Origin of the sequence: Rhizobium sp. S163, from assembly GCF_030380805.1 — a bacterium.
GTDB lineage: Bacteria > Pseudomonadota > Alphaproteobacteria > Rhizobiales > Rhizobiaceae > Rhizobium.
In genome coordinates this window covers 386,875-411,749 of record NZ_JAUDSA010000037.1, presented here as the reverse complement: position 1 = coordinate 411,749, position 24,875 = coordinate 386,875, and the positions used below count along the sequence as shown (strand labels likewise).

Sequence of the window (24,875 nt, the reverse complement as noted above, 5' to 3'; positions counted from 1 at the left end):
TCATCTTCGCCCATTGGGCTTGCAATCCGCAAACGCGACCAATTGCCATTCAGATGATCGTGAGCCGGTACGCAATGCGACGAAGAGCAAATGATCTCTAGTTATCGAGAACAGCCGCGATCCTTACCAGATCGGCGACCGAGGCGGCGAGCATCTTGCGCATCATATGACCGCGGTGGAGCTTGACGGTCGCCTCGGCGAGTTGGATCTCGGCGGCGATCTGCTTGTTGAGCTTGCCTGCGACGACCAGCGTCATGATTTCCCGCTCGCGGTGCGTGAGCTTGGAATATCGCAGGCGCAGAGCGGCTGCCTCGTTTGCCTTATCGCGTCTTGCCTGGTCATCGACCAACGCACGGTTCACCGCTTCCAGCAGGTCTTGCTCGCGCACCGGCTTGGTCAGCACATCGATGGCTCCTGCTTTCATGGCACGAACGGCCATCGCCACGTCGACATGGGCGCTGATCAACACCACGGATCGCGGATGCCGACTTTTCGCCAATGCCTCCTGGAACTCCAGGCCACTTTGACCCGGCAGGCGAATATCAAGAACAATACAGCCTGCTCGATCGGGATCGTCCGCGGCAAGAAACTCGCTCACGGAACCATGGGTTTCGGCAATCAGTCCCACCGATTGGAACAGTCCCTTCAGGGCATTGCGGACACTTTCATCGTCATCGATAACAATGACTGTTGGCTGTCCTCTTTTACGATCATCGATCATAATCGGGCCTGACCTCCACCGTTGGCAAGATGAACCTGAACTCGCTGCCAACGTCGCGGTCTGGGGCCGAAACCCAGATACGCCCTCCGTGGCCCTCAACGATCGAACGGCATATCGACAGTCCCATCCCGATGCCGTCGGTTTTTGTGCTGTAGAATGCTTCGAACAGGCGATCGACCTCGTCCACAGCGACCCCTCGTCCGGTATCCGACACGCTCACTGTGACAAGACGAGGCTCGTCGACAGCACAATGGATGTGAATCCGTCTTTCCCGTGAAGACGCTGTCATTGCTTCGGCGCTGTTCATGACCAGATTCAACACGACCTGCTGTAGCTGCGTTCGGTCCCCGAGGACTGCGACAGGGAGATCAGGCATATCCAGAGTGACCTCGATCGCTCGTTTGAAGAGCTCTCCCCGCAGGAGATCGAGAACGTCGCGCACCGCAGAGGTCAATTCGGTCTGCTCGATCTTTGCAGGGAGTTTTTGAGCCATTGCCTTGATACTGGCGACGATGTCTCCGGCGCGATGGCCATCTTTAACAATTCTCTCCGCTGCCAATCGGGCCTGCTCCAGATCGGTGTTGCCGGGCTGAAGCCAGCGCAGGCAGGTGCCGGCGTTCGTAACGATCGCCATTAGTGGCTGGTTGACCTCATGGGCAATCGACACGGCAAGTTCACCCGCTGCCGTCAGCCGCGTGACATGGGCCAGGTCGCTTTGGCTCTGCCGCAACGATTCTTCCGCCCTCTTGCGATCCTCGATATCAACCACCACGCCATACCACCTGATAACGTTTCCATCGGCATCTTGAAGCGGGTTCTGCCGCAGATTGAACCATCGGTACTCGCCGTCGGCCCGTCTGATCCGCGCATCAACGGGGCGACCGCGTTTCGATCGGAGGATCTCTTCCCAGGACGTTCGCATCAGCTCGACGTCGTCAGGGTGGAACATCCGATAAAACCCAAACCCAACGATCTCTTCGAATGGCAACCCGACGAAATCGATAAGGTTCTGGTTCCAATATTCCAAGGCACCATCAGGCGTGCAAGACCAGGCCATGGCTGGTATCGTGTTGACGATGAGATTGAGTTTCCGCTCGCTTTCCCGCAGAGCCGCCTCGCCCTCTCGCAGTGCGTCTTCGGCGGATTGGAGGTTGTCGATGTCGATGTTGACGCCGAACCAGCGCTCAGTTCCATTGGCGTCGATCAGCTTGCGGCCCGAAAAGTAAAACCACCGGTATTCTCCGTCCGCCCCGCGAATACGCCCCTTGAGGACCGTGTGGTCAGAATGAGCGAGATCTCGTTTCCAGATGTCGACCATGCCTGGAACATCGTCGGGATGGTACAGATCGAGAAAGCCCCAGCCGAGGACCTTCTCCGCCGGGAGACCGGCATAATCCAACCAACTCTGATTGACGAAGTCGGCACTCCCGTCAGGGCGCGCTGACCAGACGAGTACTGGCAGCGAGTTGATGATCCGGCTGAGATTTTCTTCGCTCGCGGCAAGTGCTGTCTTTGTCGTTTGCAGGGCATCTTCCGCTTGCTTGCGGTCCTCGATATCCAGAACCACGCCATACCACCTCTCGACATCGCCTTCGGCATCGACACGGGGCTTCTGTCGAAGCGTGCACCAGCGATATTGGCCATCCTTACGTCGGATCCTGCCGACAACTTCGCGCGCGCGGCGAGACGCCATGATGGCATGCCACTCCGAAGCAAGACGCGCGGTGTCGTCTGGATGGAAGATCTGATAAAAGCCGACACCCGATATTGCCTCGAGCGGCGCACCGATAAATTCGAGAAAGTGCTGGTTGGCGAAATCCAGCATCCCGTCCGACGTCGCGGACCAAACCATCGCGGGTATCAGATCGATGATAGGTTCGGCTTCCGATTTTCTATCCACAATATGCTCCGCGCAGATTTTTCGACACCCAACTGCCAATGCCTCAATTGAAATTCTTACGGGTTTTCTGTGAGTTACGTAAGAACTATTCGATATACCAAGGTCTATGGCGACAATGCCATGGTCTAGTTGCATCGGACGTAGATCGCAATTGAGAGTGATCCCAATCCCGCATAATCGTTGGGTATCGGAGCTTCGACGAAGCCCGATCGGCAGAGGGCTACATCGTTTGAGCCGCACCGAATCCGCATCAAACGTTCGGCGTCCGCGGTTGCCAACGCCGTGGGTGCGTTTGTCGCAATGGCGGCAGTCCCGCTGGCATGAGCAAGCGGTTCGTTTGAATGAAACTTTCGTTCCATCTTTATTACTGGGAGACTATCATGCGTAGCTTGGTTTTATGTCTGATGCTTGCGACTGCCACAATGACGACCGCGGCAGCAGCAGCAGATGCCGTTCCCGCAACAATTTCGGCAGACGTTCGCAAGGCCCCGTTTCCGGTCCATTACAGAACCGCGACTATCGAAGGTATCGACATTTTCTACCGCGAGGCCGGCCCCGCCAACGCTCCCGTCGTGCTGCTTCTGCACGGCTTTCCAACGTCTTCACACATGTTCCGCAACTTGATACCGCTGCTTGCAGATCGCTACCATGTCATCGCGCCGGACTATCCCGGTTACGGCCAAAGCGCTGCTCCCGATCATGACAAATTCGCATACACGTTTGCCGGTGCCGCCAACGTCGTCGACAAGCTGATGGATCACTTGGCGGTCAAAAGCTACGCGATGTATGTCATGGATTATGGTGCGCCGGTTGGTTACCGCCTGGCACTGAAACACCCAGAACGCGTCAGCGGGCTAATCATCCAGAACGGCAACGCCTATGACGAAGGGTTGAAGGCATTTTGGGATCCGATCAAGACCTACTGGTCCGATGGTTCGTCCAAGAGCCGCGAGGCACTCAATGGCCTCGTCACGCTGGAAACGACGAAGTTCCAATACACCGACGGCATGGAAGACGTTTCGCGCATAAGTCCTGACAATTGGGTTCATGATCAAGCGTTGCTGGATCGGCCGGGCAACCGCGACATTCAGCTCGATATGCTCTACGACTACCGCACGAACCTGCCGCTTTATCCCGACTTTCAGAACTTCTTTCGCGAGCGTAGGCCACCCACGCTGATCATCTGGGGCAAGAACGATTACATCTTCCCCGAGGCGGGCGCTCATCCCTATCTCAGGGACCTTCCAGACGCCGAGGTTCATATCCTGAATTCGGGCCATTTCCTACTCGAGGAGAAGCTGGACGTTGCGGCTCCGCTTATAAACGACTTCCTGGATCGCAATATTGCAAGCAAGTGAGCGATGAGATGCTGGTTAAAGGTGCGGCCAAGGCTCTGGTGAGCTAAGGTCGCACTTTCGCTGCAGTTAAGTGGGTAACCGAAATACGGAGATCATCTATGCCGTATCATTTCCTGGACGTTGCCATCACTGCGAATGTGCGGCAGGCGCAGGCCGAAATGGGGGCGGATCAAATCTGGCTGGGGGATCATCACCGCCAGTCCGACAGCTTCACCGAAAGTGAGCTTGCCTTCATCGCGTCACGCGACAGCTTCTACATGGCCTCCGTCTCGGAAACGGGGTGGCCTTACGTGCAGCATCGCGGTGGCCCACCGGGCTTCCTCAAGGTGATCGACAGCAAGACGCTGGCATTCGCGGACTACAGGGGCAACCGCCAATATATCAGCACCGGAAACTTCACGGCGAACGACCGAGCCTGCCTCTTCCTGGTCGATTACCCACGGCGAGCACGTCTTAAGATTTACATGCATGTCGAGAAACTGACACTTGACGTCGACACCGCGCTGACCAGCCTCGTTACCGACGCCGGATACCGGGCCAAGGCGGAACGGATTTTCAAGCTCCGGCTGGAGGCCTTCGATTGGAACTGTCCTCAACATATAACCCCGCGATACACCGAGCGTGAGATCGAGCACGCCGTCACACCGCTGCGTGAGCGCCTGGCCCAACTGGAAGCCGAGAATCTGGCGTTGCGAACTCGCCTCGAAGCGATTGGAGAATAGACATGGAAACCACAAGACCGCCCCTTCCCCCTTTTTCTCTGGCATCGGCAACGGAAAAAGTCCGGTTAGCCGAGAATGGGTGGAACAGTCGCATCCCGGAAAAGGTGGCACTCGCCTACACTCCCGATAGTCAATGGCGCAATCGGTCAGAGTTCGTGAACGGGCGCGAGGCTATTGTCGGTTTTCTCACGCGTAAATGGCAGCGCGAGCTTGAGTATCGCCTCATCAAGGAGCTTTGGGCCTTCACCGAAAATCGTATCGCGGTTCGCTTCGCTTACGAATGGCACGACGACAGCGGCAACTGGTTCCGCTCATACGGGAACGAGAACTGGGAATTCGAGGCCAACGGCTTGATGCAAAAGCGTTTCGCATCCATCAACGACGTTCCGATACGCCAACAGGACCGCCAGTTTCACTGGCCGCAAGGCCCTCGTCCGGACGACCATCCCGGTCTCAGCGATTTTGGTTTCTAGGGCGGACTGGAGATGAACCATCCGACCTATCACCGTGTTGACGTCGACGACATCAGCGTCTTCTATCGAAGGGCGGGAGACCCGTCGAAGCCGACCCTGCTGCTGCTTCACGGCTTCCCGTCTTCGAGCCACATGTTCCGCGATCTGATCCCTATGCTTGCCGACCGGTTTCATTTGATCGCGCCCGACATTCCCGGCTTTGGGCAATCCGATTCACCGTCTCGAGCTAAGTTCTCCTATACGTTCGACAATCTTGCCAATGTGATCACAAGGTTCATCGAGATCCTGGGCATTGAACGGTTCGCTCTTTACGCCTTCGACATTGGAGCACCGATCGGGTTCCGGATCGCAATGGGGCACCCAGAGCGTGTGGCGGCGATTATTTCTCAGAATGGCAACGCTTATGAAGACGCTTTGGGAGAAGTCTGGGAGCCGATCAGGCGTTACTGGGCCGACCCGACGAAGCCCAACCGAGAAGCGCTACGCGAGATCATGAAACCGGCGGCCATTCGCTGGCAATACGAACACGGCGTCTCGCGTTTGCCGCTCATTTCACCGGACGGCTATTCGCTGGACGCATTCTACATGGCGCGCCCTGATGCCGAGGAAATCCAGCTCGACATTGCGCTCGATTACGCGAGCAACGTGGCCATGTACCCTGCCTTCCAGGCCTATTTTCGCGAACATCAGCCACGGCTCCTGGCGATCTGGGGTGACAAGGATCCATTCTTTCTGGCGGTAGGTGCCGAAGCGTTCCGACGTGATCTGCCAAATGCCGAGGTTCGTCTACTCGATGCTGGCCACTTCGCAGTGGAGACGCACACCTCAGAAATCGCCAATTCGATTGTTGCCTTCCTGAGGTAAAGGGACCGTGTGACGCCCCGTCTTTGCCGCGCGAGCCCGGCGCCGCTCGTTTGTTGCCGTTTGATCGTTTGCCCAAGGAATTGCTATGAGGTCTCAGTTTCAATCCGACCGCGAGCGGACCGGTAAGACGCTCACGTCTCGCTCATTTTGCCAGGTCACAGCAATTGCGGTGGAGGGTTCAATCCGGCAACATAGCGCGTCGACTGCACAAGAGGAGCTCATTTCATGATGATCGGCTCATGTCATTGCGGAAAGGCGCAATGGAGGCTGGAGGGTGATCCGGGATCCATAACATCATGCAATTGCACAATGTGTCGCCGGTACGGCACGCTTTGGGCCTATGACTACGAAGATTACCGAGTTGCGGTCACCGGACCGACCGCCTCCTACACGCGCTCGGGAAAGGACAAGTCGCCGCTTGAGATCCTGTTCTGCCCTACCTGCGCCTGCGTACTCGCTTGGCGTGGCCTGGTGCTGGAGCCGGATGGGCGACGGCGGATGGCGGTCAATGTCAGGCTCGCGGCACCCGAGGCGGTAGCAGACCTAGCGATCGATCATTTCGACGGATTGGTGACGTTTACCGATCTGCCATCAAAGGGGCGATGCGTGCGCGATCTCTGGTTCTAAAGTGTTTCGCCATTTGACGGAAATTGAGATTGTCAGCATGGAAGCCCAAACGGATCGTATTTCGGCCGTCGAACTCGTTCCAGTGCCACTGACATGGCTTGCGGCCCGGCCGATCCGCAACAAGACAGGCCTTGATATGAAAGGGATTGCGCCTTGGCAGACAACACTCCTTCCGCAGACCGACACCTAGCGACGCGGCCAGATGCTTCGAGATCGAGACATCAGCCTACGAAGGCGACGAGGCGGCCACCCTCGAAAAGATCGAAAATCGGATCACTCAGTTCCCGGAGGGCTTCCTGATACTCGAGGCAGAGGGAAAGATCGTAGGATTTATCAACAGCGGCTGCGCGTACGAGGTCGTCATGTCCGATGAGGCGTTCAAGGAACTCGTCGGGCACGATCCGGCTGCACCCAACGCTGTCATCATGTCGGTCGTGGTCGCCCCTGCTGAACAGGGAAAGGGCTATTCGAAGCTTCTGATGCAACGATTTATTGACGAGATGAGAGCGGCACGCAAAGAGACGATCCACCTCATGTGCAAGGATCGGCACGTGCCCCTCTACGAGAAGATGGGTTACAGATATGTCCGGCCGTCAGAATCGGACCACGGCGGCATCGCCTGGCACGAGATGGTAATGGACCTCTGAAAGAGTCGGACTAGCACTCTGCTGGATCTCCGGCTGGGCCGACCATGCCGGAGGTATCGCATCCCACTCGAAGGGCACAACAGCACAGCTTTTCGAGGAATTGAACCGCCGACTTCGGCAGGTCTTCGGAAAGCCCGTAGATGTCGCAGCCCCGGGTCCGGGAATTGGCACTGTCAGTCGACCGTAATCAGCAGGCTACGTCTTCACCCGACGCTGTAACCACCGTCGACCGGCAGCGTGACGCCAGTCACGAACGCGGCGGCTGGCGAACACAAAAACAGGATCGGGCCAACGAGGTCCTCGGTCGTTCCCCAGCGCTTCAGTGCCGATCGCTCGGCGATTTTCGCTTCGCTATCCGGCTGCGACCAGAGCGGCTTCGTCATCTCCGTGCGGTGATAGCCCGGCGCAACCGCGTTCACACGGACGCCGTCGCGGCCATACTTATGCGCCATGGCGCGTGTCAACCCGACGATGCCCGTCTTACTTGCTGTATAGGCAGGGACGCTTTCATCGGCCAGATAGCTCAGCATCGACGCGAAATTGACAATGCTTCCCCCATTCTTCCTGAGCAACGGAAAGGCAGCGCGGGAGAGACGCATAGCGCTGCTCAGATTGACGTCCATGACATCGAGAAAGACATCCTCGTCCCACTCACTGTCTGGGCGCGCGATGCCCTGGCAATTGACCAGCACATCGAGCGTCGGCAGATCGGCAAAATATCGATCGACTGCGGCGCCGTCCCGCACATCAAGTTTTGAGAACGTGATCGTAGCGGATGAGCTCGATCGGGCATCGTCAAGCCGGCGTTCGGAGCTACCTGTGGCGAGCACGCGGGCTCCCTCCCCGGCGAAGCCTTGCGCGACGGCCAGACCGATGCCGCTCGTGCCGCCCGAGACCACCACCGTCTTACCATCAAGGAAGTTCGGCGCGAACGCCTCGTTTTTACCCATAGTTCTTACTCCATCGATTAGATCAACGCCGCCAGCGCTTCGATCACCATTCCTTCGGTGACCGGCATCGGCTCGTTGTGGATGATTTCGCCGGCTCGGCAGGCACGTCGCGCGACAATTTCCAGCTTCTCCCGCGAAGCCTCGGCAATCCCGATATCCGTCAGCCGCGTCGGAAGCCGCACCGATCGGCAAAAGTCGCGAACCCGCGTGAATTCGTCATGCCGGCCCTGGATCTTCAACCCCGCCAGCACGCCGATGGCCACCTTTTCGCCGTGCAGGTGATGATGCACATCTTCCAGCTCACAGAGGCCGTGATGGATCGCGTGCGCGGCGGCCACGCCGCCGGATTCAAAGCCTATCCCCGACAGGAGAATGTTGGCCTCCACGACCCGCTCGATTGCCGGTCCCGCCGTCTTCGCATCGCATTCCGTGAGCGCCGCTGCGCCGAACTCCAGGATTGTTTCCCGGCAAAACCGCGCAACCTCGAATGCAAGGGGCAGGCCGGGCATTTTCATGCAGTTCAACGCACCGCTTTGTCGGCACGCATCCGCCTCGTACCATGTTGCCAGCGCATCACCGATCCCGGCCGACAGGAAGCGCGCGGGCGCGGCAGCGATCAGGGCCGTATCGACAAGAACCAGGTCGGGATTGGCAGGCAAGAAGCTGTCATACGCGACCGTGCCGTCCTCGTTGTAGACGACCGCGAGCGCGCTGCACGGCGCATCCGAAGCGGCGATCGTCGGCACCACGATCACTGGTAATCCGAGATCGCGGGCAGCCGCCTTTGCCGTATCGAGCGCCTTGCCGCCACCGATACCGATGACGACATCGGCTGCGGCAGTCCTGGCACGGGCGACGAGGCTGGCGATTTCAGCTTCCGAGCACTCTCCTCCGTGACGCACGAGCTCGACATCGGCGCGACCATCGAACGCGTCCGACACGGATTTTTCGAGCATGCCGAAAATGCCACGGTCGAGCAGGGCCACGGCACGCTTGCCATACCCTTGCGCTTCCTGCCCTAGCAGCCCGATCGCGCCCGTTGCCTGGATATAGCGGCCGGGGAAGCGTGCGCCGCGCGGCTTGATGTCAGCCGTCACCAACATACGTAGCCTCCATCGGCGAGCACGATCGAGCCGGTCATCAGGCTGGATGCGTCGCTGGCGAGGAACAGGATGACGGAAGCGACCTCGTCCGTGCGGCCAAGCCTGTTCATCGGGGTGCCGCCGACCCAGTGCCTGTACATCTCGGCGTCCTCGTAAACGTACTTGTTCATCTCCGTGTCGATATAGGTGGGCGCCACCGAATTGACGCGAACGCCGCGCGCGCCCCATTCGGCGGCGAGCGACTTCGTCAGATGGTGAACGGCTGCCTTGGAGGCGTTGTAGTTCGCCTGCTCCTGCGGGCGATTGACAACGAAGCCGGACATCGAGCCGACATTGACGATGGTGCCGGAGCCGCAATCAAGCATCGACTTGCCGAACGCCCTGCAGCACCAGAAAACGCCGTTTAGATTGACGTCGATCACCTTGTTCCAGACATCGTCTGCCATGGTTTCGGCCGGATGATTGCTGATGGCGATGCCGGCATTGTTGACGAGGATGTCGACCCGGCCATGGCGGGCGACGATCTCGTCATGGGCCGCCTGCACAGCTTTGACATCGGTAACGTCGAGCACGACGCTGTCGACGCCGTAGCCCTTGGCGGCAAGCGTCGCCGTTGCTTCCTTGAGCAAGGCATCGTTCATGTCCGTCAGCACGACTTTCGCTCCAGCTTCCGCCAGCGCCTCGACGGCGGCGTAGCCGATCCCGCGCGCGGCGCCGGTGACGACGGCAATCTTGTCGGTGAGCTTGAACTTATCGAGATACATTAGTCGCATCCTTGAAGGGTCGTTTGCAAAGGAAAGGCAGAAAGTAGGCCGGCCAGCGTTGAAGCCAGATCGTTGGGATCGGCCAGGATCGCCGACGGCGGAAAGACGAGGTCGGTCCTATGTGGCTCGGGCCATCCGATGACGGTCATTCCCGCAGCAAGACCAGCAACGGCGCCGGGAGTGCTGTCCTCGACCACGATGCAGTTTTCGGGACTGACGCCAAGCAGATGCGCCGCCCTGAGATAGGGTTCGGGATCCGGCTTTCCGCGCACGACGTCATTTCGGCTGACGGTCACAAGTCCGGGCTGCTGCAGGCATGCAGCTCGCAGATTGGCATCAACCAGCATGCGGTCCGAATTCGAAACGATGGCGAAACGGGTGCCCGTTTCTGCGAGCAATCTCAAAACGGCATCGACCCCACGGCGGCGCTCTAGTCTGGCAGCGCCGGCCAGATAGCATCGATACTTGCCTTCGACATAATCATCGAAGGATGGCTTGAAACCGATCGCCTCTCGCAGCAGTGCGTGGCAATCGGCGCCGCTCATGCCGGTCATGCGATCAGCGAGCGCGTCCGGCACGTGGTATCCCATCTGGAGCAGTGCCTGTTTCATGGCATCGAAATGCAGCCCCTCGCTATCAACGAGGGTGCCGTCCATGTCGAAAAGTACGGCTCTTTTTGTCATTGCGGCAGCCCGTCGAGATCGTTGTAGAGGGCCTGGCTGTGCGCATAGAGCTTCTCGAAGAAGGCCTGCATCGGCCGATAGGTTTCAGCCCAGCGCGGATCGGGCTCGATTTCCTGCGCGTAGGAGACAAAGGCCCCGGCTGCATCCTCCACGCCTGAAAACTGCCCGGTTGCCGCCGCCGCCATGATCGCGCAGCCGACCAGGCCGCATTCCGGTTCGGAGGGAACCAGGATCGGAATACCGTAGACGCTGGCCTTGATCTTCATCCAAAGCTCGGTTTTCGCCCCGCCACCCGAGGCAATGACCCGCTCGAGCGGCGCACCGGAAATGCGATCGAGAATATTGATATGGCGCTTGGTGGCGAATGCGACGCCTTCGAGCACCGCGCGGTGCATATGCGCAAGACCATGCGCGGCACCGATCCCGAAGAATTGCGCGCGCGCATTGCGATGCTCGCCAAGCCGCTCACCGGTGAGGTACGGCATGAAGAACAGCTTATCGGATCCGGCAGGTGCCTCGGCAGCCTTTGCGACAATGTCCTCATAGGACGATTTCTTCTCGTCGAACGCCCGTCTTGCCCAGCGCATGGCGTCGCCGCCGGACTCCAGAAGCATGAAGGCGCCCCAGTTTCCTTCGACAGTGCCGACGTTGCAGATTGAAGGATCAAGAAGCGGTTTGGCAGCGATCGCGGTGATGATTGCCGAGGTTCCCATCACCTCCGAACCTACGCCCGGCCGGCATACGCCGGATCCCAAAAGAGCCACCGGATAGTCGGCCCCGCCGACCAGCACCGGCGTGCCCTGGCGCAGCCCGGTCTCGATCGCAGCGTTCTCGCTGACGGTACCCAAAATCTCCGTCGGATTGCGAAGCGGCGCCATTTTATTGGCATCGAGCCCGAGCAGCGCGATCATCTTGCGCGACCAGTCGCCGCTACGGGGATCCATCAGAAAGCTTGCCCCGCCGTCGTTGCGATCCATGGCGATCTGGCCGGTCAGGCGCAGATTGACGTAATCTTTTGGCATCAGCACGGCGGAAGCTTTGCTGTAGGCAGATGCGTCGTGGTCGCGCAGCCATTGCAGCTTGAAGCCAGGCCAGGCGGGCGTCGGCGGGTTGGCGCAATCGGAAAGATAATCGTTCGGCGCATGCGCGGCCTCGAAGGCCGTCACATAGTCGACGGTCCGCTTGTCGTTCCAGAGCGGCGCGGTCTCGCGCACCAACTCCCCATCGTCGTCGACAAGCACCGTGCCGTGCATCTGGCCGCAGGCTGCAACGGCAACCACGCGAGAGCGCGCATCGGCAACCTGTCCCAGGACCTCCCGGACCGTGGCGACGACGCCCACCCACCAATCCTCCGGACGCTGCTCGGCCCAGCCGAATTGCGGAACGATCTGCTCGTGCTCGCGGCTGCAGACCGCAAGAATTTTGCCCCTGGTGTCGACGAGGGCGGCACGAACGCTGCCGGTGCCTACGTCGATGGCAAGGAAGAGATCATTTGGCATGCTACTTACCCCTGCAGGAGGCGGACACTACTTGCGAAACCAGTTGGAGGCATATTGCAGGAGCATCGCACCGATGATGATGCAACCCATGAAGACCTGCTGGTGATAGCCGGGCACGCGGGCAAGGTTCATCATATTGGCGATAATGCCAAGCACAAGCACGCCGATGAAGGTGTTCATGACGCCACCGCGGCCGCCCATCAGGCTGGCGCCGCCGATCACGACGGCAGCGATCGCGTCGAGCTCCGAACCGACACCGATATTGGCCGAGCCGATGCCGGTGCGGCTCGTCGAAACGATACCGGCCGCGGCCGCGAGCACTCCGGAGATCACATAGACAGCGGTGGTGTAATAGGCGACCGGAATACCGGACAGTCGCACGGCTTCTACATTCGAGCCGATCGCCTTTACCAGGCGTCCGAAGCGCGTGAAGGTCAGGACGATGCCGGCGATGACGAAGACGATCGCCATCAGCACGACGGGGTAGGGAATGGTGGCGATCGAGCCGGAGCCAAACGTCGTGATCCAGATCCCTGCGTCGCCCATCTGAATGGGCTGTCCGGCGGAGACGATCAAGGAGAGACCACGCGCGACCGTCATCATCGCAAGCGTCGTCACGAAGGGCGGCAATTTGAGGAAGGCGACGAGGACGCCGGAGGCAAGGCCGCAGGCTGCGCCGGCGATCAGGGCGGTCGCGACCGCTCCGCCGGTGCCGTAGTCCTGGATGACGATCGCCGAAAGCACGCTGCCGAGCGCTGCCACCGAACCGACCGAGAGATCGATACCCCGGGTCAGGATGACGAAGAGCATGCCGATCGCCATCAGGCTGGTGCCAGCGCTTTGTCGGAGAACGTTGATGATGTTGCGCTGGGTCAGGAACACGTCGGACATCGAGGTCGCCACGATCAGCAGGGCGATCAGGATGGCCAGCGTGCCGTAGCGGTGCAGGATGTTGGAAATGTTCAGCGAAGGCGAACGGTGAGCGGTTTCGGTGAGTTCGGTCACGGCTTTAACCCAATCAGTTGCTGGTCGCGATGGCTTCGGCCTGTGAGACGGTATTGACCATCGCCAGCTTCAGCAGTTTCTCTTCGGTGTAGTCTTGCGGGTCGAGCGACCCCGTCAGTTCTCCCTCACGCATCACGAGAATGCGGTCGCACAGCCCGAAGAGCTCGATGTGTTCGGACGAGATGACGAGCACCGCCCTGCCCTCGGCCGCAAGCGACTTGATGAGCGAGTAGATCTCGGTCTTTGCGCCGACATCGACGCCGCGGGTCGGCTCGTCGAAGATCAGAAGGTCGCCGTCGGCGTGAAACCACTTGGCGAGCACGACCTTCTGCTGATTGCCGCCGGAAAGGCTCGATGCGGGATCGTTGAGACTGCCGGCCTTGATACGCAGGCGCGCCGCCAGCTTTTCGACGGTCGCGCCTTCTGCCGCCCGCCGCACGAAACCGAACGCATTGACCAGCGGCCCGAGCTTCGACATCGTCGCGTTGACGCGGATCGGAAAATCGAGAACGAGCCCCTGCTCCTTCCGGCTTTCGGGAACAAGCCCTATCCCTGCCTTAACGGCAGCGCGAGGGTTGTTCACGCGCACTTCCTTGCCATGCAGAAAGATCTTGCCCGAACGGGCCTTCTCGGCGCCGAAGATGAGGCGCACCAGCTCGGTGCGACCGGCTCCAACTAGTCCGCCAAGCCCGACGATCTCGCCTGCCTTGACAGAGAGCGACGCGCCTCGAATTCGCGCACCATCCGACAGCTCCTCGATCCGCAGCACTTCTGCGCCGATCGGCCGTTCGAGGTCGTCTCCGAAAAGAGCCTTCAGCGATCGGCCGACCATCATGCGGATGACGTCGTCGATCGCAACGTCCTGTCGCTCCACGGTCTGGACGGACGCACCATCCTTCATGACCGTGATACGGTCGGCGATGCGAAACACCTCGTCGAGGCGATGAGAGATGTAGATGATGCCGACGCCGCGCGCTCGTAGTGTCCGGATGATGCCGAGCAGGCGCTCGGCATCCTGCACGGATAAAACCGCCGTCGGCTCGTCGAACACCATCACGCTGGCATTCTTGGAGAGCGCCTTGGCTATTTCGACGACCTGCTGATGAGCAACAGACAGATCGGACACGGTCGCGGATGGCGAGATCGAAAAGCCCAGGCTGGAGATAAGCTCCGCGGCGCGCCGGTTGAGGTCCCGCCAGGAGATGACCGAGGGTATCTCGGCCAGAAAGATATTCTCCGCCACCGTGAGATCCGTCGCCAGCGCCATTTCCTGGTGAATAATGGCGATGCCCTTATCGAGCGCATCCATCGGCCCCTTGAACCGCTGCTCGTGGCCGCGGACCTTCACGCTTCCAGATTCAGGGATGTATTCACCACCCAGAACGCGCATCAGCGTCGATTTGCCGGCGCCGTTCTCGCCGAGCAGGGCGTGAACCTCGCCGCTGCGCAGAGCGAAATCCACACCTTGAAGGGCGCGTACCCCGCCGAAGGATTTCCGGATGCCGGTCAGCTCAACAACAGTTTCCATAGCGTCACATTCTGCCTGTCACGACCAAGCCGCGCTCTGCGGTGGCACCGGCGCGAGCCGGCTTCGGAGGTCATTGAATGGGTGGCCGGCGGGGACGAAACCGCGCCGGCCACAGGGAGGATCGGGTCTTAGAATACCGCGTCCTTCTTCAGGTACTTGTCGACGTTGTCCTTGGTGATCGCGGTCGGCGTCGTGTAGGTTATCTTGGAGATATCGCCGGGCAGCTTGCCATCGAGCGCCTTCTTGGCGAGATCGACGGCCGTGGCGGCGACGAGCGCCGGATCATTGAGACCGGTTGCGCCGTACTTGCCGTCCTTGATCGCCTGCAACGCTTCCTTCTGACCATCCGCGGCGGCCAGGAACAGGACGTCGCCCGACTTGTTGGCCTGCTCGAGCGCCTTCTGCGCGCCGAGCACCATGGAGTCGTTTTCGCCGAGCACGACGTTGACGTCAGGGTTTGCGGTCAGAAGGTCTTCCATGGCCTTCAGGCCGCCTTCGTTGGTCCAGGCGCCCCAACCCTGGCCGACCACCGTGAAGTTGGCACGGCCTTCGTTGCGCAACTGACCTTCGGTCAAACCTGCCAGCACGCCAAGGCGGCGCTCCTGGCCGACTTCATTGCCCTTGTCACCGGAAATCAGCGCGATCTTGAGTTCCTTGCCCTTGGTCGCATCGGCGAGCCACTGACCGACCAGAAGACCGTTCTGCGAATTCGAGGACTGGACCAGGGTTACGAAATTGGCCTGCGCGTCGATAGTCGAGTCGATCACGAAGACCTTGACGCCGGCTGCGGTGGCCGCGTTGACGGCCGGAACAAGGCCCTTGCTGTCGCGCGGATTGATGATCAGCGCGCCGATACCCTGCGCGACCATGTCTTCGACGTCGGCGACCTGCTTGTTGAGGTCGTTCTGGCCGTCGACGGAGATGACTTCGCATCCGAGCTCCTCGGCATGCTTCTTCGCAGAAACTTCCTGTGCAGCGAAGTAGGGTGCATCCAGCGTCTTCATTGAGATACCGATCTTGCAATCCGCCGCTTGCGCGGTTGCCATAGCAAGCACCGATGCGGCTGCGCAAAGCGCAAGCGTCATGACAGTCTTTTTCATTTTCGTCTCTCCTCCGAGTGAGCGCTTTAAGCGCAAGCCATCTCCTGGCTGAAATGTAGCGTAGTTACATGAAATTTTCTCGTCAACATATTTTTTGTTGTGTTTTTACGATTTCGCAGCGCAATATCGTCTGAAAATTTCGCTTGCACGTGTTTTCATATCTATTTATGTAATTCTACTACCGAACGGAGGATGAATTATGATGCGGGAACCAGTCTCAAGCGTCGTCGACACGATTGGCGGCGGAATGAGCGGAAAGACGGGGCGATACGAGAAGCGCCTGAGCGATCTCGATGGGCTATACGCCGACGAAGCCGCATTCGAGGCGGCGCTCGAAAAGCTCGGCGATGTCGTCGTCTACGACGTTGAGGATTTTCGTCCGGGAACGCACAGCGGCGACCTCATCTACGGCGTCACGCGAATGAGCCCCGGCCGGATCGCCGCCGAGTTCTTCCTGACGCGCGGACATATCCACGCCAAGGCGGATCGGCCCGAGATATATTATGGCCAGAAGGGTCTGGGACTGATGCAGCTCGAATCGCCGGCAGGCGAGACGCGCATCGTCGAGATTGGGCCGCAGACGATCTGCTATGTGCCCCCCTTCTGGATCCACCGCTCCATCAACATCGGCAACGAGGATCTGGTGATGGTTTTCGCCTACCCCTCCGACAGCGGCCAGGATTACGGAATCATTGAATCCTCCCGCGGCATGCGCCACCGCGTCGTAAGCAACGGAGCCGAAGGTTGGAAACTCATCGAGAACCCTGCCTATCAACCGCGCAGCGAGGACACGGTTCGCGCGCTGATGAAGTCCTACACCTGATCGACAAGAGCTTGCGGAGAATGCCATGACACATCCTATCGACCTTATCGCCGGTCTCGGCGTCGTTCCCGTTATCGCCATTGAGCGCGCCTCGGATGCGGTGGCGCTCGCCGATGCGCTGCTCGAGGGCGGATTGCCGGTGGCCGAGATTACCTTTAGAACCGATGCCGCCGCAGATGTACTTGCAGCCATGCGCGACGCGCGCCCCGAACTGTGCATCGGCGCAGGCACCATCCTCGACCGGACCAATCTGAAGAAGGCAATCGCATCCGGTGCGCGTTTCGGCTTGGCGCCGGGGTTCGATCCCGACATCGTCGATGCCGCCAAGACTGAAAACCTGCCTTTCTGCCCGGGGATCATGACGCCATCCGATCTGACGCTTGCGGCCGCGCGTGACGTGCGGCTGGCGAAGTTTTTCCCGGCCGGCGTAGCGGGCGGTCCGAAGGCGCTGGCGGGCATTTCCGCCCCCTTCGCCCATCTCGGTATCCGCTTCATCCCGACGGGCGGCGTGACCGAGGCAACGATCGGAGAGTGGCTTGCGCTTCGCCAGGTGATCGCGGTGGGTGGCACCTGGATTGCCAAGACCGAAGATATTCGCGAGGGCCGCTTCAAGGATATCGCGAAAAACGCCGCAGCTGCCGTCAAGGTCGCAAAGGAAGCTCTGGAGAAGCGCGCGTGAGCACTTACGAACCCGCAACCAGCCCGACACTCTATTTCATCGGCGTGACGACCGGCAAAAGCTCGATCATGAAGGTCTTTCCCGCCTGGGCAAATTTTCTCGGATTGAAGGACGCCGAAATCAATGGCATCGATTTCAAGCTGCACGACGATCCCGCAGCCTACCGCAAGGCAGTCGAGTTCATCCGTGATGATCCGATGTCCATGGGCGCGCTTGTCACCACCCACAAGATCGACCTCTTCCACGCCTGCAAGGACATGTTCGACGTGATCGATCCGCATGCGTTGTTGATGGACGAGACCAGCTGCATCTCAAAGCGGGACGGAAAGCTGATCTGCCACGCCAAGGATCCGATTTCGTCGGGCCTGTCGATCGACGGCTTCCTCGGCGAAACCTACTTCGCAGACAACAACGCCGATCTGTTTTCAATGGGAGCCGGCGGATCGACGATCGCGCTGACCTGGCACCTGATGCGAAAGAGCCGCGGCAGAAACGTGCCGTCGCGCATCATCGTGACCAATCGCAGCCAGCATCGCCTTGACGAGATCAAGCGTATCCACGAGCAGGTCGACTTCGACGTACCGGTCGAGTACCTCCTGGCAGAACGTCCTGAAGACAACGACAAGGTTCTGGCCACATTGAAGCCCGGCTCCCTCGTCATCAATGCTACCGGCCTCGGCAAGGACGCACCGGGTTCGCCATTGACGGATGCCGCCGTCTTCCCCGAACGCGCAGTTATCTGGGATCTCAATTATCGTGGCGAGCTCGTCTTTCTCGACCAGGCTCGTCGTCAGCAGACAGGGCGGTCGCTGCGCATCGAGGACGGCTGGACCTATTTCATCCACGGCTGGACGCAGGTCATCGCCGAGGTCTTCGACGTCTCGATCCCAACATCGGGTCCTTCGTTCGATCGCATATCCGAGATCGCCATTCAGGCCGCGGGGAGATGAGCATGAACCACCGTATTCTCGTCACACCGCGTTCATTGACGCAGGAACCGCATCCCGACGTCGAGCGGATGCGAGAGCAAGGCTTTGAAATCGTCTATTCTACGGCAGGCGCAATGCCGAACGAGCAGGAATTGATCGATCTGGTACCCGGCTGCGTTGGCTGGCTCGCCGGCGTCGAGCCGGTCACCCCAAAGATCATTGAGGCGGCAGCGTCCTTGAAGGTCATCAGCCGCAACGGCGTGGGGGTCGACAACCTCCCGATCGACATGCTCAAGGAGCGTGGCGTCAAGGTGATGATCGCAGAGGGCGCCAATTCCATGGGGGTTGCTGAGCTCACGATCGGTCTGATTTTCAGCGCCCTGCGTTCCATTCCGCATTCGGATGCCGGCATCAAGGCCGGTGGCTGGCCAAGGTTGCGGGGTGCTGAAATCCATGGCCGCACCGTCGGCATCATCGGCTGTGGCGCGATTGGACGGGAGGTCGCACGCATGGTAATCGCTCTTGGCGCGCGCGTTGTCGCGTTTGATCCGGCCCGGCCGAATCTCGATCTTCCGTCGAGCGCATTTTCGTATGCCGAGGTCGACGACATCGTCGACGAAGCTGATATCTTGAGCCTGCATTGCCCCCTTCCCCGAGACGGCTCAACGTTTCTGGACCGCAACCGCATCTTCTCGGCGAAGAAGGGGCAGGTTATCGTTAACACGGCCCGCGCCAAACTGGTGGACGAAGATGCCTTGATTGAGGCGCTCGATCTCGGACATATCGGCTCTTATGCCACCGACGTCTTCGAACAGGAGCCGCCGGTTTCGTTGACGCTTGCCACGCACGGACGCGTGATCGCGACGAGCCACATCGGCGGTTTCACCGCGGAAAGCGTTGACCGCGCCACGCGGATAGCGGCCGACAACCTGCTTTCCGTGCTGTCAGCCTGAGTTCGACCGATGCGCGTCAAGCTGACAGAAAAGCCAATGGGAGAACCGTTGGCTGAGCGATTGAGCCGGCCGCCGAGCGGGAAAACGGAGATATACTGGCTCGGTCAGGCCGGCTTCGTCATCGACATCGTGGGGATGCGGTTGGTCGTCGACCCCTATCTTTCCGACAGCCTGGCTGTGAAATATCGAAACACACCGCGCCCACATGTGCGCTTGATGCAGCCGCCTGTGCTAGCGGGCGAGATCCTCCACGTCGATCTCGTGCTTTGCACGCATGCCCACACCGACCACATGGATCCTGGCACCTTGCCGTTGCTGCTTGAGGCCAATCCTCGCTCCACGCTTGTCGCACCCCGCGCGGTGGCCACCCAAGCCATGGAGCGCTCGGACGTGCATGAAGACCGCCTCATTCTCGCTTGTGCCGGCGGACCCGTATCGCTGCCTATGAATGTCGAAATCATTCCGACGCGCGCCGCCCATGAGACGCTGGAGACGGACGAGGACGGCAACCACCGATTTCTCGGTTATGCCATCCGGGGCGATGGTACGTGCATCTGGCACTCCGGCGACTGCATTCCCTTCACCGGACTTGAGGAGGAAGTGCGACGACTGCGACCAGATGTTGCTCTCCTACCAGTCAATGGCAAACACCCCGAGCTTTCGCAAAACGGCGTACCCGGGAACTTTTCGCTCCACGAAGCAATCGCCGTTGCCCTGCATGTGGGCGCTAACGACCTAATTGCGCACCACTACGGGCTCTTCGATTTCAATACTGAGCAGCCTGAGAAAATTGACGCCGCGGTCGCCGCAACCACCGGTCTCAACCTGCACCGCGCCAAGACAAACACACTATACACGATGCAAAATCGCTAACCGCGCAGGCGCATACACCGGACACCTTGCTCTTAAACCACTAAACTTCTAGCTTTCGCAGTCGAAAATGCAGGAAAGGCAATCCGGATGGATAGCGACATCAGAAGCAGCAACGGCCGAAACATCATAGAAGTCATCCGGACGATGCGACCCGAGCTGCGCAAGTCTGATCGCAAAGTTGCCGACGTTGTGCTCGACGATCCGCGCCGGATCATGAACGCGACCGTAGGCGAAACGGCGACGCTTGCCGAGGTCAGCCAGCCGACGGTCCTTCGCTTTGCGACAGCCGTCGGTTGCAACGGCTTTCAGGACCTCAAGATACGCCTCGCGCAAAGCCTTGCCTTTGGCACGCCGGCAACCCATTCGGTGCTTCTCGACACCGACGAGCCGGAGGTGATCGCCGAGAAAATCTTCGACTACACCATGACGAGCCTCGATTGGGCTCGCTCGAAACTCGACAAGATCGCGCTTCACAAGGCCATCGACATACTGGCCGCTGCCCGTTCAATCGTATTCTTCGGCTTCGGAGCATCGGGCATCGTTGCGCGCGACGCCCAGCAGAAGTTCCCGCTTTTCGGCGTACCTTGTGGCGCCGAACTCGATTCCCACCAGCAACTGATGGTCGCATCGATGATGAAAGAGGGTGATGTCGCCTTCGTCATCTCGAATACCGGCACCACCCGATCGATCATCGAGATCGCGCGTATCGCGCGTGAGAACGGCGCCATCGTCATCTGCCTGACCGGTTCGGAATCGCCTTTAACGCATTATTCGGACGTCTCGCTAATCGTGGAAACACTCGAGAACACCAATACGTACACACCAACTATATCTCGCATCGCTGCACTTGTCGTCATCGACATCCTGTCGACCAGCGTTGCCATGCGCCGGCCAGAAGGCGAGCGGGCCCGCATCAACCAGATGAAGCGTCAGCTGAGCGACATGCGCAAGATGCAGCCGATCTGAAGGCAGTCCGATCAGAAGAGAACGCCTGGGTTCATTTGCCAATCCGGATCGATCGCCGCCTTCAAGGCGGCAAGCAGTTGCACCTGCGTCGGCGTCAATCCGAGGCGGAAGTCATCCATTTTTTCACGCCCGATGCCATGCTCAGCGCTAATGCTTCCCTGGTAACGGAAAAGAACGCTATTGATGATTGCCTTGGCCTGCTTGATGATCGTGTCACGTTCGCCTTCAGGAGTTCCTGTTGGCGGCAAGACATTCAGGTGCACATTCCCGTCTCCAACATGCCCATAGGATATTGCCAGGCAAGCCGGTAGAGCGCTTGCGAGCTCGGCTTCCGCCTCGGCCACGAAGGATGCGAGGTGGGAGAGTGAAACCGAAACGTCTGTGCGTAGGTGTCGGCCACGCTTGACCTGTCCCTCGACCATGCCCTCGCGAAAGCTCCACAGGGTCTTTGCCTGTGTCTCGGAGGCGGCGATCACACCATCAAGAATAAGACCCTTTTCCAATCCAAGTTCGAGGAACCGCTGCATCAGATCCGCCATGTCGACTAGCCCGGAACCTCCGAGCTCCATCAAGACATAGGCCTGGTACTGAGCGGAAAGCGGCATAACCAGGTCAGGCATCGCTTCCTGCGCAAGGGTAAACGCTTCTGGCGGCATGAACTCGAACGCAGACATCAAGTCGCAGCATTCCCGCCGCGCCAAACGAAAAAGCGCGACCGCCTCATCAAGAGATGCCACGGCGAGAAGCGCAGCCTCACGTTGCGTCGGAAGGGGCGTCAATTTCAGCGAAGCCGCCGTAATGACACCGAGCGTACCCTCAGAACCGATGAACAATTGCTTCAAATCGATCCCGCGGTTGTCCTTGCGCAGTGTCGAAAGACCATTCCAGATCTCACCACTTGGCAGGACAACTTCAAGGCCAAGCACCAGATCGCGCGTCATACCGTAGCGTAAGACATTGATGCCGCCCGCATTCGTACTGATATTGCCACCAATCTGGCAGCTACCCTGCGCACCTAGCGCAAGTGGGAAGAACATGCCGTTCTCTGCAGCGCACTCCTTCGCCGTAGACAGGATACAGCCGGCCTCGACTGTCATCGAAAAGTCGTCGGGAGCAATGGAGCGGATCCTGTTTAACCGCTCAAGGCTTATAACGATATGCTGCGATGACGATTGTGGCAGCGCTCCGTGCACAAGCCCTGTGTTGCCGCCCTGCGGCACGATAGCGAGCCCGAGATCGCGGCATGCCCGTACCGCGCTAGCGACGTCGGCTGTCGACCGGGGCCTGATGACGGCAAGGGCTGCGCCAGCTGCATCGCAGTGCCAGTCTCGCAGGTAGCGATCCATGTCTGCTGCGTCAGTGAGGATAAGGTCGTCGCCGAGTATCGCCGACAAGCGCTGGAGTATCTGGGTCATGAGGAGCCGTCCTGCCTGAAGAATGCCTGTCTTATCAATCATCCTCAGAACGACCAATAGTAAGGTAGTGCTATAGAAAGCTTTATGCAAAATCGAAAGCTGAACGACCTGGCCGAAAGCCAGCTGCATGATAACGGCTTGGTCTTTAACGAATTGGCGCTCGCGACCAGCACACTATGAGTGCGGCGAAGGCATCGGGTTCTGCGAACCCTGCTTAATGCCAGCGAGGATGAGATCGACACCGGTAAGGAACATCCTGCGCCGATAGCTCACGGGAAATAGCCCTCGTGGACGGGAAGGACGCGGCGTCGAGGCGCGACCATCCTTCCGGCACGCCATCAGGAAAGGGCGCCAATCGTGCAATGTTCGATAGCGCCGAGCTAGGCAAAGCCATCGCTGGAAATCCAGGCGATATAGAAGTAGCCCTTCACAACCACGAGACCAAGCTTTCCCGCGAAGCCAGACAGCAGCAGCCCCGGTGCAGCTGATGTTTAGTGAAATGTGCCATACAGCCTTGTTGACGCCTTTGCGCAGGACAAACTGGGAAGGCTTGATGCAAAGAACAAGCCTACTTAGCATACCTATTGGGGGACTGGGGATATGCGCGGCGAGCTTTTCAGGAGACCTCCGGGCGACTTCATCAACGAGCCACCTGCACGGACCTACCGGAACGTTCCGCCGTCGAAGGCAATGACTTGCGCGACGATCGACGACCCGCGGTTCACGACGTTGCGTCTGCCAAAGGGACTGACACCACCGTGACTTCGAAGTAAGCGATATATGTTACAGTTGGACACCTGCATCAAATGGGCTTGGGAGCTCAAAACCAGCCTCTTCTCCAGAACCAGATCAGTGGAACGACCCCACTTGCTATTATCACCACCCAAGCCAACGGGTAGCCGAATGTCCAACTCAGTTCCGGCATGAACTTGAAGTTCATTCCCCAGATTCCGGCCATCAAAGTTGGCGGCACACCAACTACCGATGCGATGGTAAGGACTTTGAAAATATCGTTCTGCTCGATCGTGATGAACCCGAGAACAGCGTCCAGAAGGAATTGCGCCTTGTCAGAAAGATGGCTTTCATAGTCGCTGAGCGAGGAAATGTCCTTGGAAACGGCATGAAGCTGATCGTGGAATCCATCCGGAAGCTGATCGCGGCACATGTCCAACGTGAAAGTGGCCATCCTCCCGATGCCCAATAGTACATCGCGTGCTTTCGAGGATCGATCGGCCAAGCTGCCGAGTTTGGAAAGGGCGTGTCTCAGCGTGAAATCCGAGGTGCGGGAAGATGCCGACCCCCTCAAATTACCGCGGAACACCGCCCTGGAGACCTCGTCGACCGCAGCGGCAAGATGTTCCAGGACATCGGCTCCGCGGTCCACTGCCGCTTCCATCAACGCGATAAACACGGCCATTCCGGTATTCAGTGTTTTGTCATGCTTGAGGCGCTCGGCGACGATGTCAAACGTTGGAAGGGCCTCGAAGCGAACAGTGACGAGAACTTGAGGGGCGACAATAAATCCGGCTGGTGTCAGATCAGCGTGCTCGATCGTTGCTTTGCCAATCACGGGCGAGCTTAGATAGATTGAATTCCCCTCCTTAGCCAACCTACTCGACAATTCGATTTCGCTGAGCTCGTCTCGCGATGGCACGCGAACGCCACAGTTTTCTTCCGTCCAGGTGACTTCGTCATTTGTGGGGTTCAGCAAGTCGACCCATATCACGCTTTCAGGCATACCCTCGGCAGTCGCGCTGATCTGTGCCGTCTTGCCGCCGTGAGAAATTAGTTTCAGCACATTCCGCTCCGCACGGCCTCAATCATCAGTGTCACCTTGAGCGAGAAGCGCTGACAGGTATAGGTTTCAGATGAAGCATGCCGACTGCTCGCCGCAGCAGGTAGCCGCTTCGTCTGCCAATTAAGAAGTCTTCGCGCGCACGACGAAACAGCGTAGATTAATGCTGACGAATGTACAATCTCGAACAAAACGGAACCCATGGTAGCAGGAAGCAAATCATCAAAGGGGAGTGGACCGCAGAAGCGTCGTCGCAAGTTCAATCCCAAACATGGTCCCAAGCCACGGGTCCTCGCCGAGGCCAACCGGACTGTTATGTGGATAGCCTCACTCGTTCTGATCGCTTTCCTCGTGAGCATAGTGATCCAGGTCGTGTGGTAGACGCCATCACCGCGCACGTCGAGGAGCAAGCAGAGAGGAACAAGCCCACCCGTCCGAACCACCCTTGGAAGATGCCTCAAAAGGGGGCGGCATCATCTCGGAACGAGGGGGCGACTA

At 59.2% G+C, this 24,875-nt stretch carries 24 protein-coding genes; 12 read left to right on the top strand and 12 right to left on the bottom strand.

Translation table 11 applies throughout. The annotated features are described in order from the left end of the window. Window positions 1-97: 97 nt before the first annotated feature. Both QTL96_RS28910 and QTL96_RS28905 read right to left on the bottom strand, forming a co-directional pair. Entirely contained in the window at window positions 98-721 is a 624-nt protein-coding gene (locus QTL96_RS28910) for a response regulator (RefSeq protein ID WP_112943132.1), read from the bottom strand. After that, on the bottom strand, window positions 711-2,621 hold the full coding sequence (locus QTL96_RS28905) for a PAS domain S-box protein (protein ID WP_289730150.1): 1,911 nt from the start codon (window positions 2,619-2,621) through the stop codon (window positions 711-713). Before QTL96_RS28905 ends, QTL96_RS28910 begins: the two co-directional genes overlap by 11 nt. Window positions 2,622-3,001: 380 nt before the next feature. Between QTL96_RS28905 and QTL96_RS28900 the strand changes: the two genes are divergently transcribed. The 6 genes from QTL96_RS28900 (at window position 3,002) to QTL96_RS28875 (ending at window position 7,312) form a co-directional block, all read left to right on the top strand. Beyond that, window positions 3,002-3,979 (top strand): alpha/beta hydrolase, encoded by a 978-nt coding sequence (locus tag QTL96_RS28900; RefSeq protein WP_289730149.1) that lies wholly within the window; start codon window positions 3,002-3,004, stop codon window positions 3,977-3,979. Window positions 3,980-4,077: 98 nt separating this feature from the next. Further along, complete coding sequence (locus QTL96_RS28895) at window positions 4,078-4,701, top strand: pyridoxamine 5'-phosphate oxidase family protein (RefSeq protein WP_289730148.1); 624 nt, start codon at window positions 4,078-4,080, stop codon at window positions 4,699-4,701. Window positions 4,702-4,703: 2 nt separating this feature from the next. Next, window positions 4,704-5,174, top strand: a complete 471-nt coding sequence (locus QTL96_RS28890; RefSeq protein WP_289730147.1) for a nuclear transport factor 2 family protein — start codon at window positions 4,704-4,706, stop codon at window positions 5,172-5,174. Between the two features lie 12 nt (window positions 5,175-5,186). Beyond that, window positions 5,187-6,038, top strand: coding sequence for an alpha/beta hydrolase (locus QTL96_RS28885; RefSeq protein WP_289730146.1), 852 nt, complete (start codon window positions 5,187-5,189; stop codon window positions 6,036-6,038). 225 nt (window positions 6,039-6,263) lie between these two features. Continuing rightward, a complete protein-coding gene (locus QTL96_RS28880; protein ID WP_289730145.1) occupies window positions 6,264-6,665 on the top strand; it encodes a GFA family protein in 402 nt (133 codons plus the stop codon). A 146-nt stretch (window positions 6,666-6,811) separates the two neighbouring features. After that, on the top strand, window positions 6,812-7,312 hold the full coding sequence (locus QTL96_RS28875; RefSeq protein WP_289730144.1) for a GNAT family N-acetyltransferase: 501 nt from the start codon (window positions 6,812-6,814) through the stop codon (window positions 7,310-7,312). Between the two features lie 203 nt (window positions 7,313-7,515). Here the strand turns inward: QTL96_RS28875 and QTL96_RS28870 are convergent, their stop codons facing one another. The 8 genes from QTL96_RS28870 to QTL96_RS28835 all read right to left on the bottom strand — a co-directional run bounded on the left by QTL96_RS28870 (window position 7,516) and on the right by QTL96_RS28835 (window position 15,944). Next, on the bottom strand, window positions 7,516-8,262 hold the full coding sequence (locus QTL96_RS28870) for an SDR family oxidoreductase (RefSeq protein ID WP_289730143.1): 747 nt from the start codon (window positions 8,260-8,262) through the stop codon (window positions 7,516-7,518). 17 nt (window positions 8,263-8,279) lie between these two features. After that, window positions 8,280-9,365: a glycerol dehydrogenase gene (locus QTL96_RS28865; protein WP_289730142.1), complete on the bottom strand. Its 1,086-nt coding sequence runs from the start codon at window positions 9,363-9,365 to the stop codon at window positions 8,280-8,282. Then, the gene (locus QTL96_RS28860; RefSeq protein ID WP_289730141.1) at window positions 9,356-10,129 is read right to left on the bottom strand and encodes an SDR family oxidoreductase; all 774 of its coding nucleotides are present in this window, start codon (window positions 10,127-10,129) and stop codon (window positions 9,356-9,358) included. Before QTL96_RS28860 ends, QTL96_RS28865 begins: the two co-directional genes overlap by 10 nt. Next, entirely contained in the window at window positions 10,129-10,812 is a 684-nt protein-coding gene (locus tag QTL96_RS28855; RefSeq protein ID WP_289730140.1) for an HAD family phosphatase, read from the bottom strand. The genes QTL96_RS28860 and QTL96_RS28855 overlap by 1 nt, the downstream gene beginning before the upstream one ends. Further along, the gene (locus tag QTL96_RS28850) at window positions 10,809-12,311 is read right to left on the bottom strand and encodes an FGGY family carbohydrate kinase (RefSeq protein WP_289730139.1); all 1,503 of its coding nucleotides are present in this window, start codon (window positions 12,309-12,311) and stop codon (window positions 10,809-10,811) included. The genes QTL96_RS28855 and QTL96_RS28850 overlap by 4 nt, the downstream gene beginning before the upstream one ends. A 27-nt stretch (window positions 12,312-12,338) precedes the next feature. Beyond that, complete coding sequence (locus tag QTL96_RS28845; RefSeq protein ID WP_289730138.1) at window positions 12,339-13,316, bottom strand: ABC transporter permease; 978 nt, start codon at window positions 13,314-13,316, stop codon at window positions 12,339-12,341. Between the two features lie 13 nt (window positions 13,317-13,329). Next, a complete protein-coding gene (locus tag QTL96_RS28840; RefSeq protein WP_289730137.1) occupies window positions 13,330-14,844 on the bottom strand; it encodes a sugar ABC transporter ATP-binding protein in 1,515 nt (504 codons plus the stop codon). Window positions 14,845-14,972: 128 nt separating this feature from the next. Then, entirely contained in the window at window positions 14,973-15,944 is a 972-nt protein-coding gene (locus tag QTL96_RS28835) for a substrate-binding domain-containing protein (protein WP_037179307.1), read from the bottom strand. Window positions 15,945-16,143: 199 nt separating this feature from the next. On the opposite strand from QTL96_RS28835, the gene QTL96_RS28830 reads away from it, so the two are divergent. The 6 genes from QTL96_RS28830 to QTL96_RS28805 all read left to right on the top strand — a co-directional run bounded on the left by QTL96_RS28830 (window position 16,144) and on the right by QTL96_RS28805 (window position 21,167). Next, window positions 16,144-16,767, top strand: a complete 624-nt coding sequence (locus tag QTL96_RS28830; protein WP_289730136.1) for a glucose-6-phosphate isomerase — start codon at window positions 16,144-16,146, stop codon at window positions 16,765-16,767. 25 nt (window positions 16,768-16,792) lie between these two features. Beyond that, the gene (gene eda / locus QTL96_RS28825; RefSeq protein WP_113197052.1) at window positions 16,793-17,446 is read left to right on the top strand and encodes a bifunctional 4-hydroxy-2-oxoglutarate aldolase/2-dehydro-3-deoxy-phosphogluconate aldolase; all 654 of its coding nucleotides are present in this window, start codon (window positions 16,793-16,795) and stop codon (window positions 17,444-17,446) included. Then, complete coding sequence (locus QTL96_RS28820) at window positions 17,443-18,396, top strand: shikimate dehydrogenase (protein WP_289730135.1); 954 nt, start codon at window positions 17,443-17,445, stop codon at window positions 18,394-18,396. Before eda ends, QTL96_RS28820 begins: the two co-directional genes overlap by 4 nt. A gap of 35 nt (window positions 18,397-18,431) precedes the next feature. Further along, window positions 18,432-19,328, top strand: coding sequence for a phosphoglycerate dehydrogenase (locus QTL96_RS28815; protein WP_289730134.1), 897 nt, complete (start codon window positions 18,432-18,434; stop codon window positions 19,326-19,328). A 9-nt stretch (window positions 19,329-19,337) separates the two neighbouring features. Then, complete coding sequence (locus QTL96_RS28810; protein ID WP_289730133.1) at window positions 19,338-20,201, top strand: MBL fold metallo-hydrolase; 864 nt, start codon at window positions 19,338-19,340, stop codon at window positions 20,199-20,201. A gap of 87 nt (window positions 20,202-20,288) precedes the next feature. Further along, window positions 20,289-21,167 (top strand): MurR/RpiR family transcriptional regulator, encoded by an 879-nt coding sequence (locus QTL96_RS28805; protein WP_112943149.1) that lies wholly within the window; start codon window positions 20,289-20,291, stop codon window positions 21,165-21,167. Between the two features lie 11 nt (window positions 21,168-21,178). Here the strand turns inward: QTL96_RS28805 and QTL96_RS28800 are convergent, their stop codons facing one another. Both QTL96_RS28800 and QTL96_RS28795 read right to left on the bottom strand, forming a co-directional pair. Continuing rightward, window positions 21,179-22,582 carry an FAD-binding oxidoreductase gene (locus tag QTL96_RS28800; RefSeq protein ID WP_289730179.1) on the bottom strand — a complete coding sequence of 468 codons (1,404 nt, stop codon included), beginning with the start codon at window positions 22,580-22,582 and terminating at the stop codon, window positions 21,179-21,181. Between the two features lie 820 nt (window positions 22,583-23,402). After that, window positions 23,403-24,380 carry a magnesium transporter CorA family protein gene (locus QTL96_RS28795; RefSeq protein WP_289730132.1) on the bottom strand — a complete coding sequence of 326 codons (978 nt, stop codon included), beginning with the start codon at window positions 24,378-24,380 and terminating at the stop codon, window positions 23,403-23,405. Window positions 24,381-24,875: the final 495 nt, after the last annotated feature.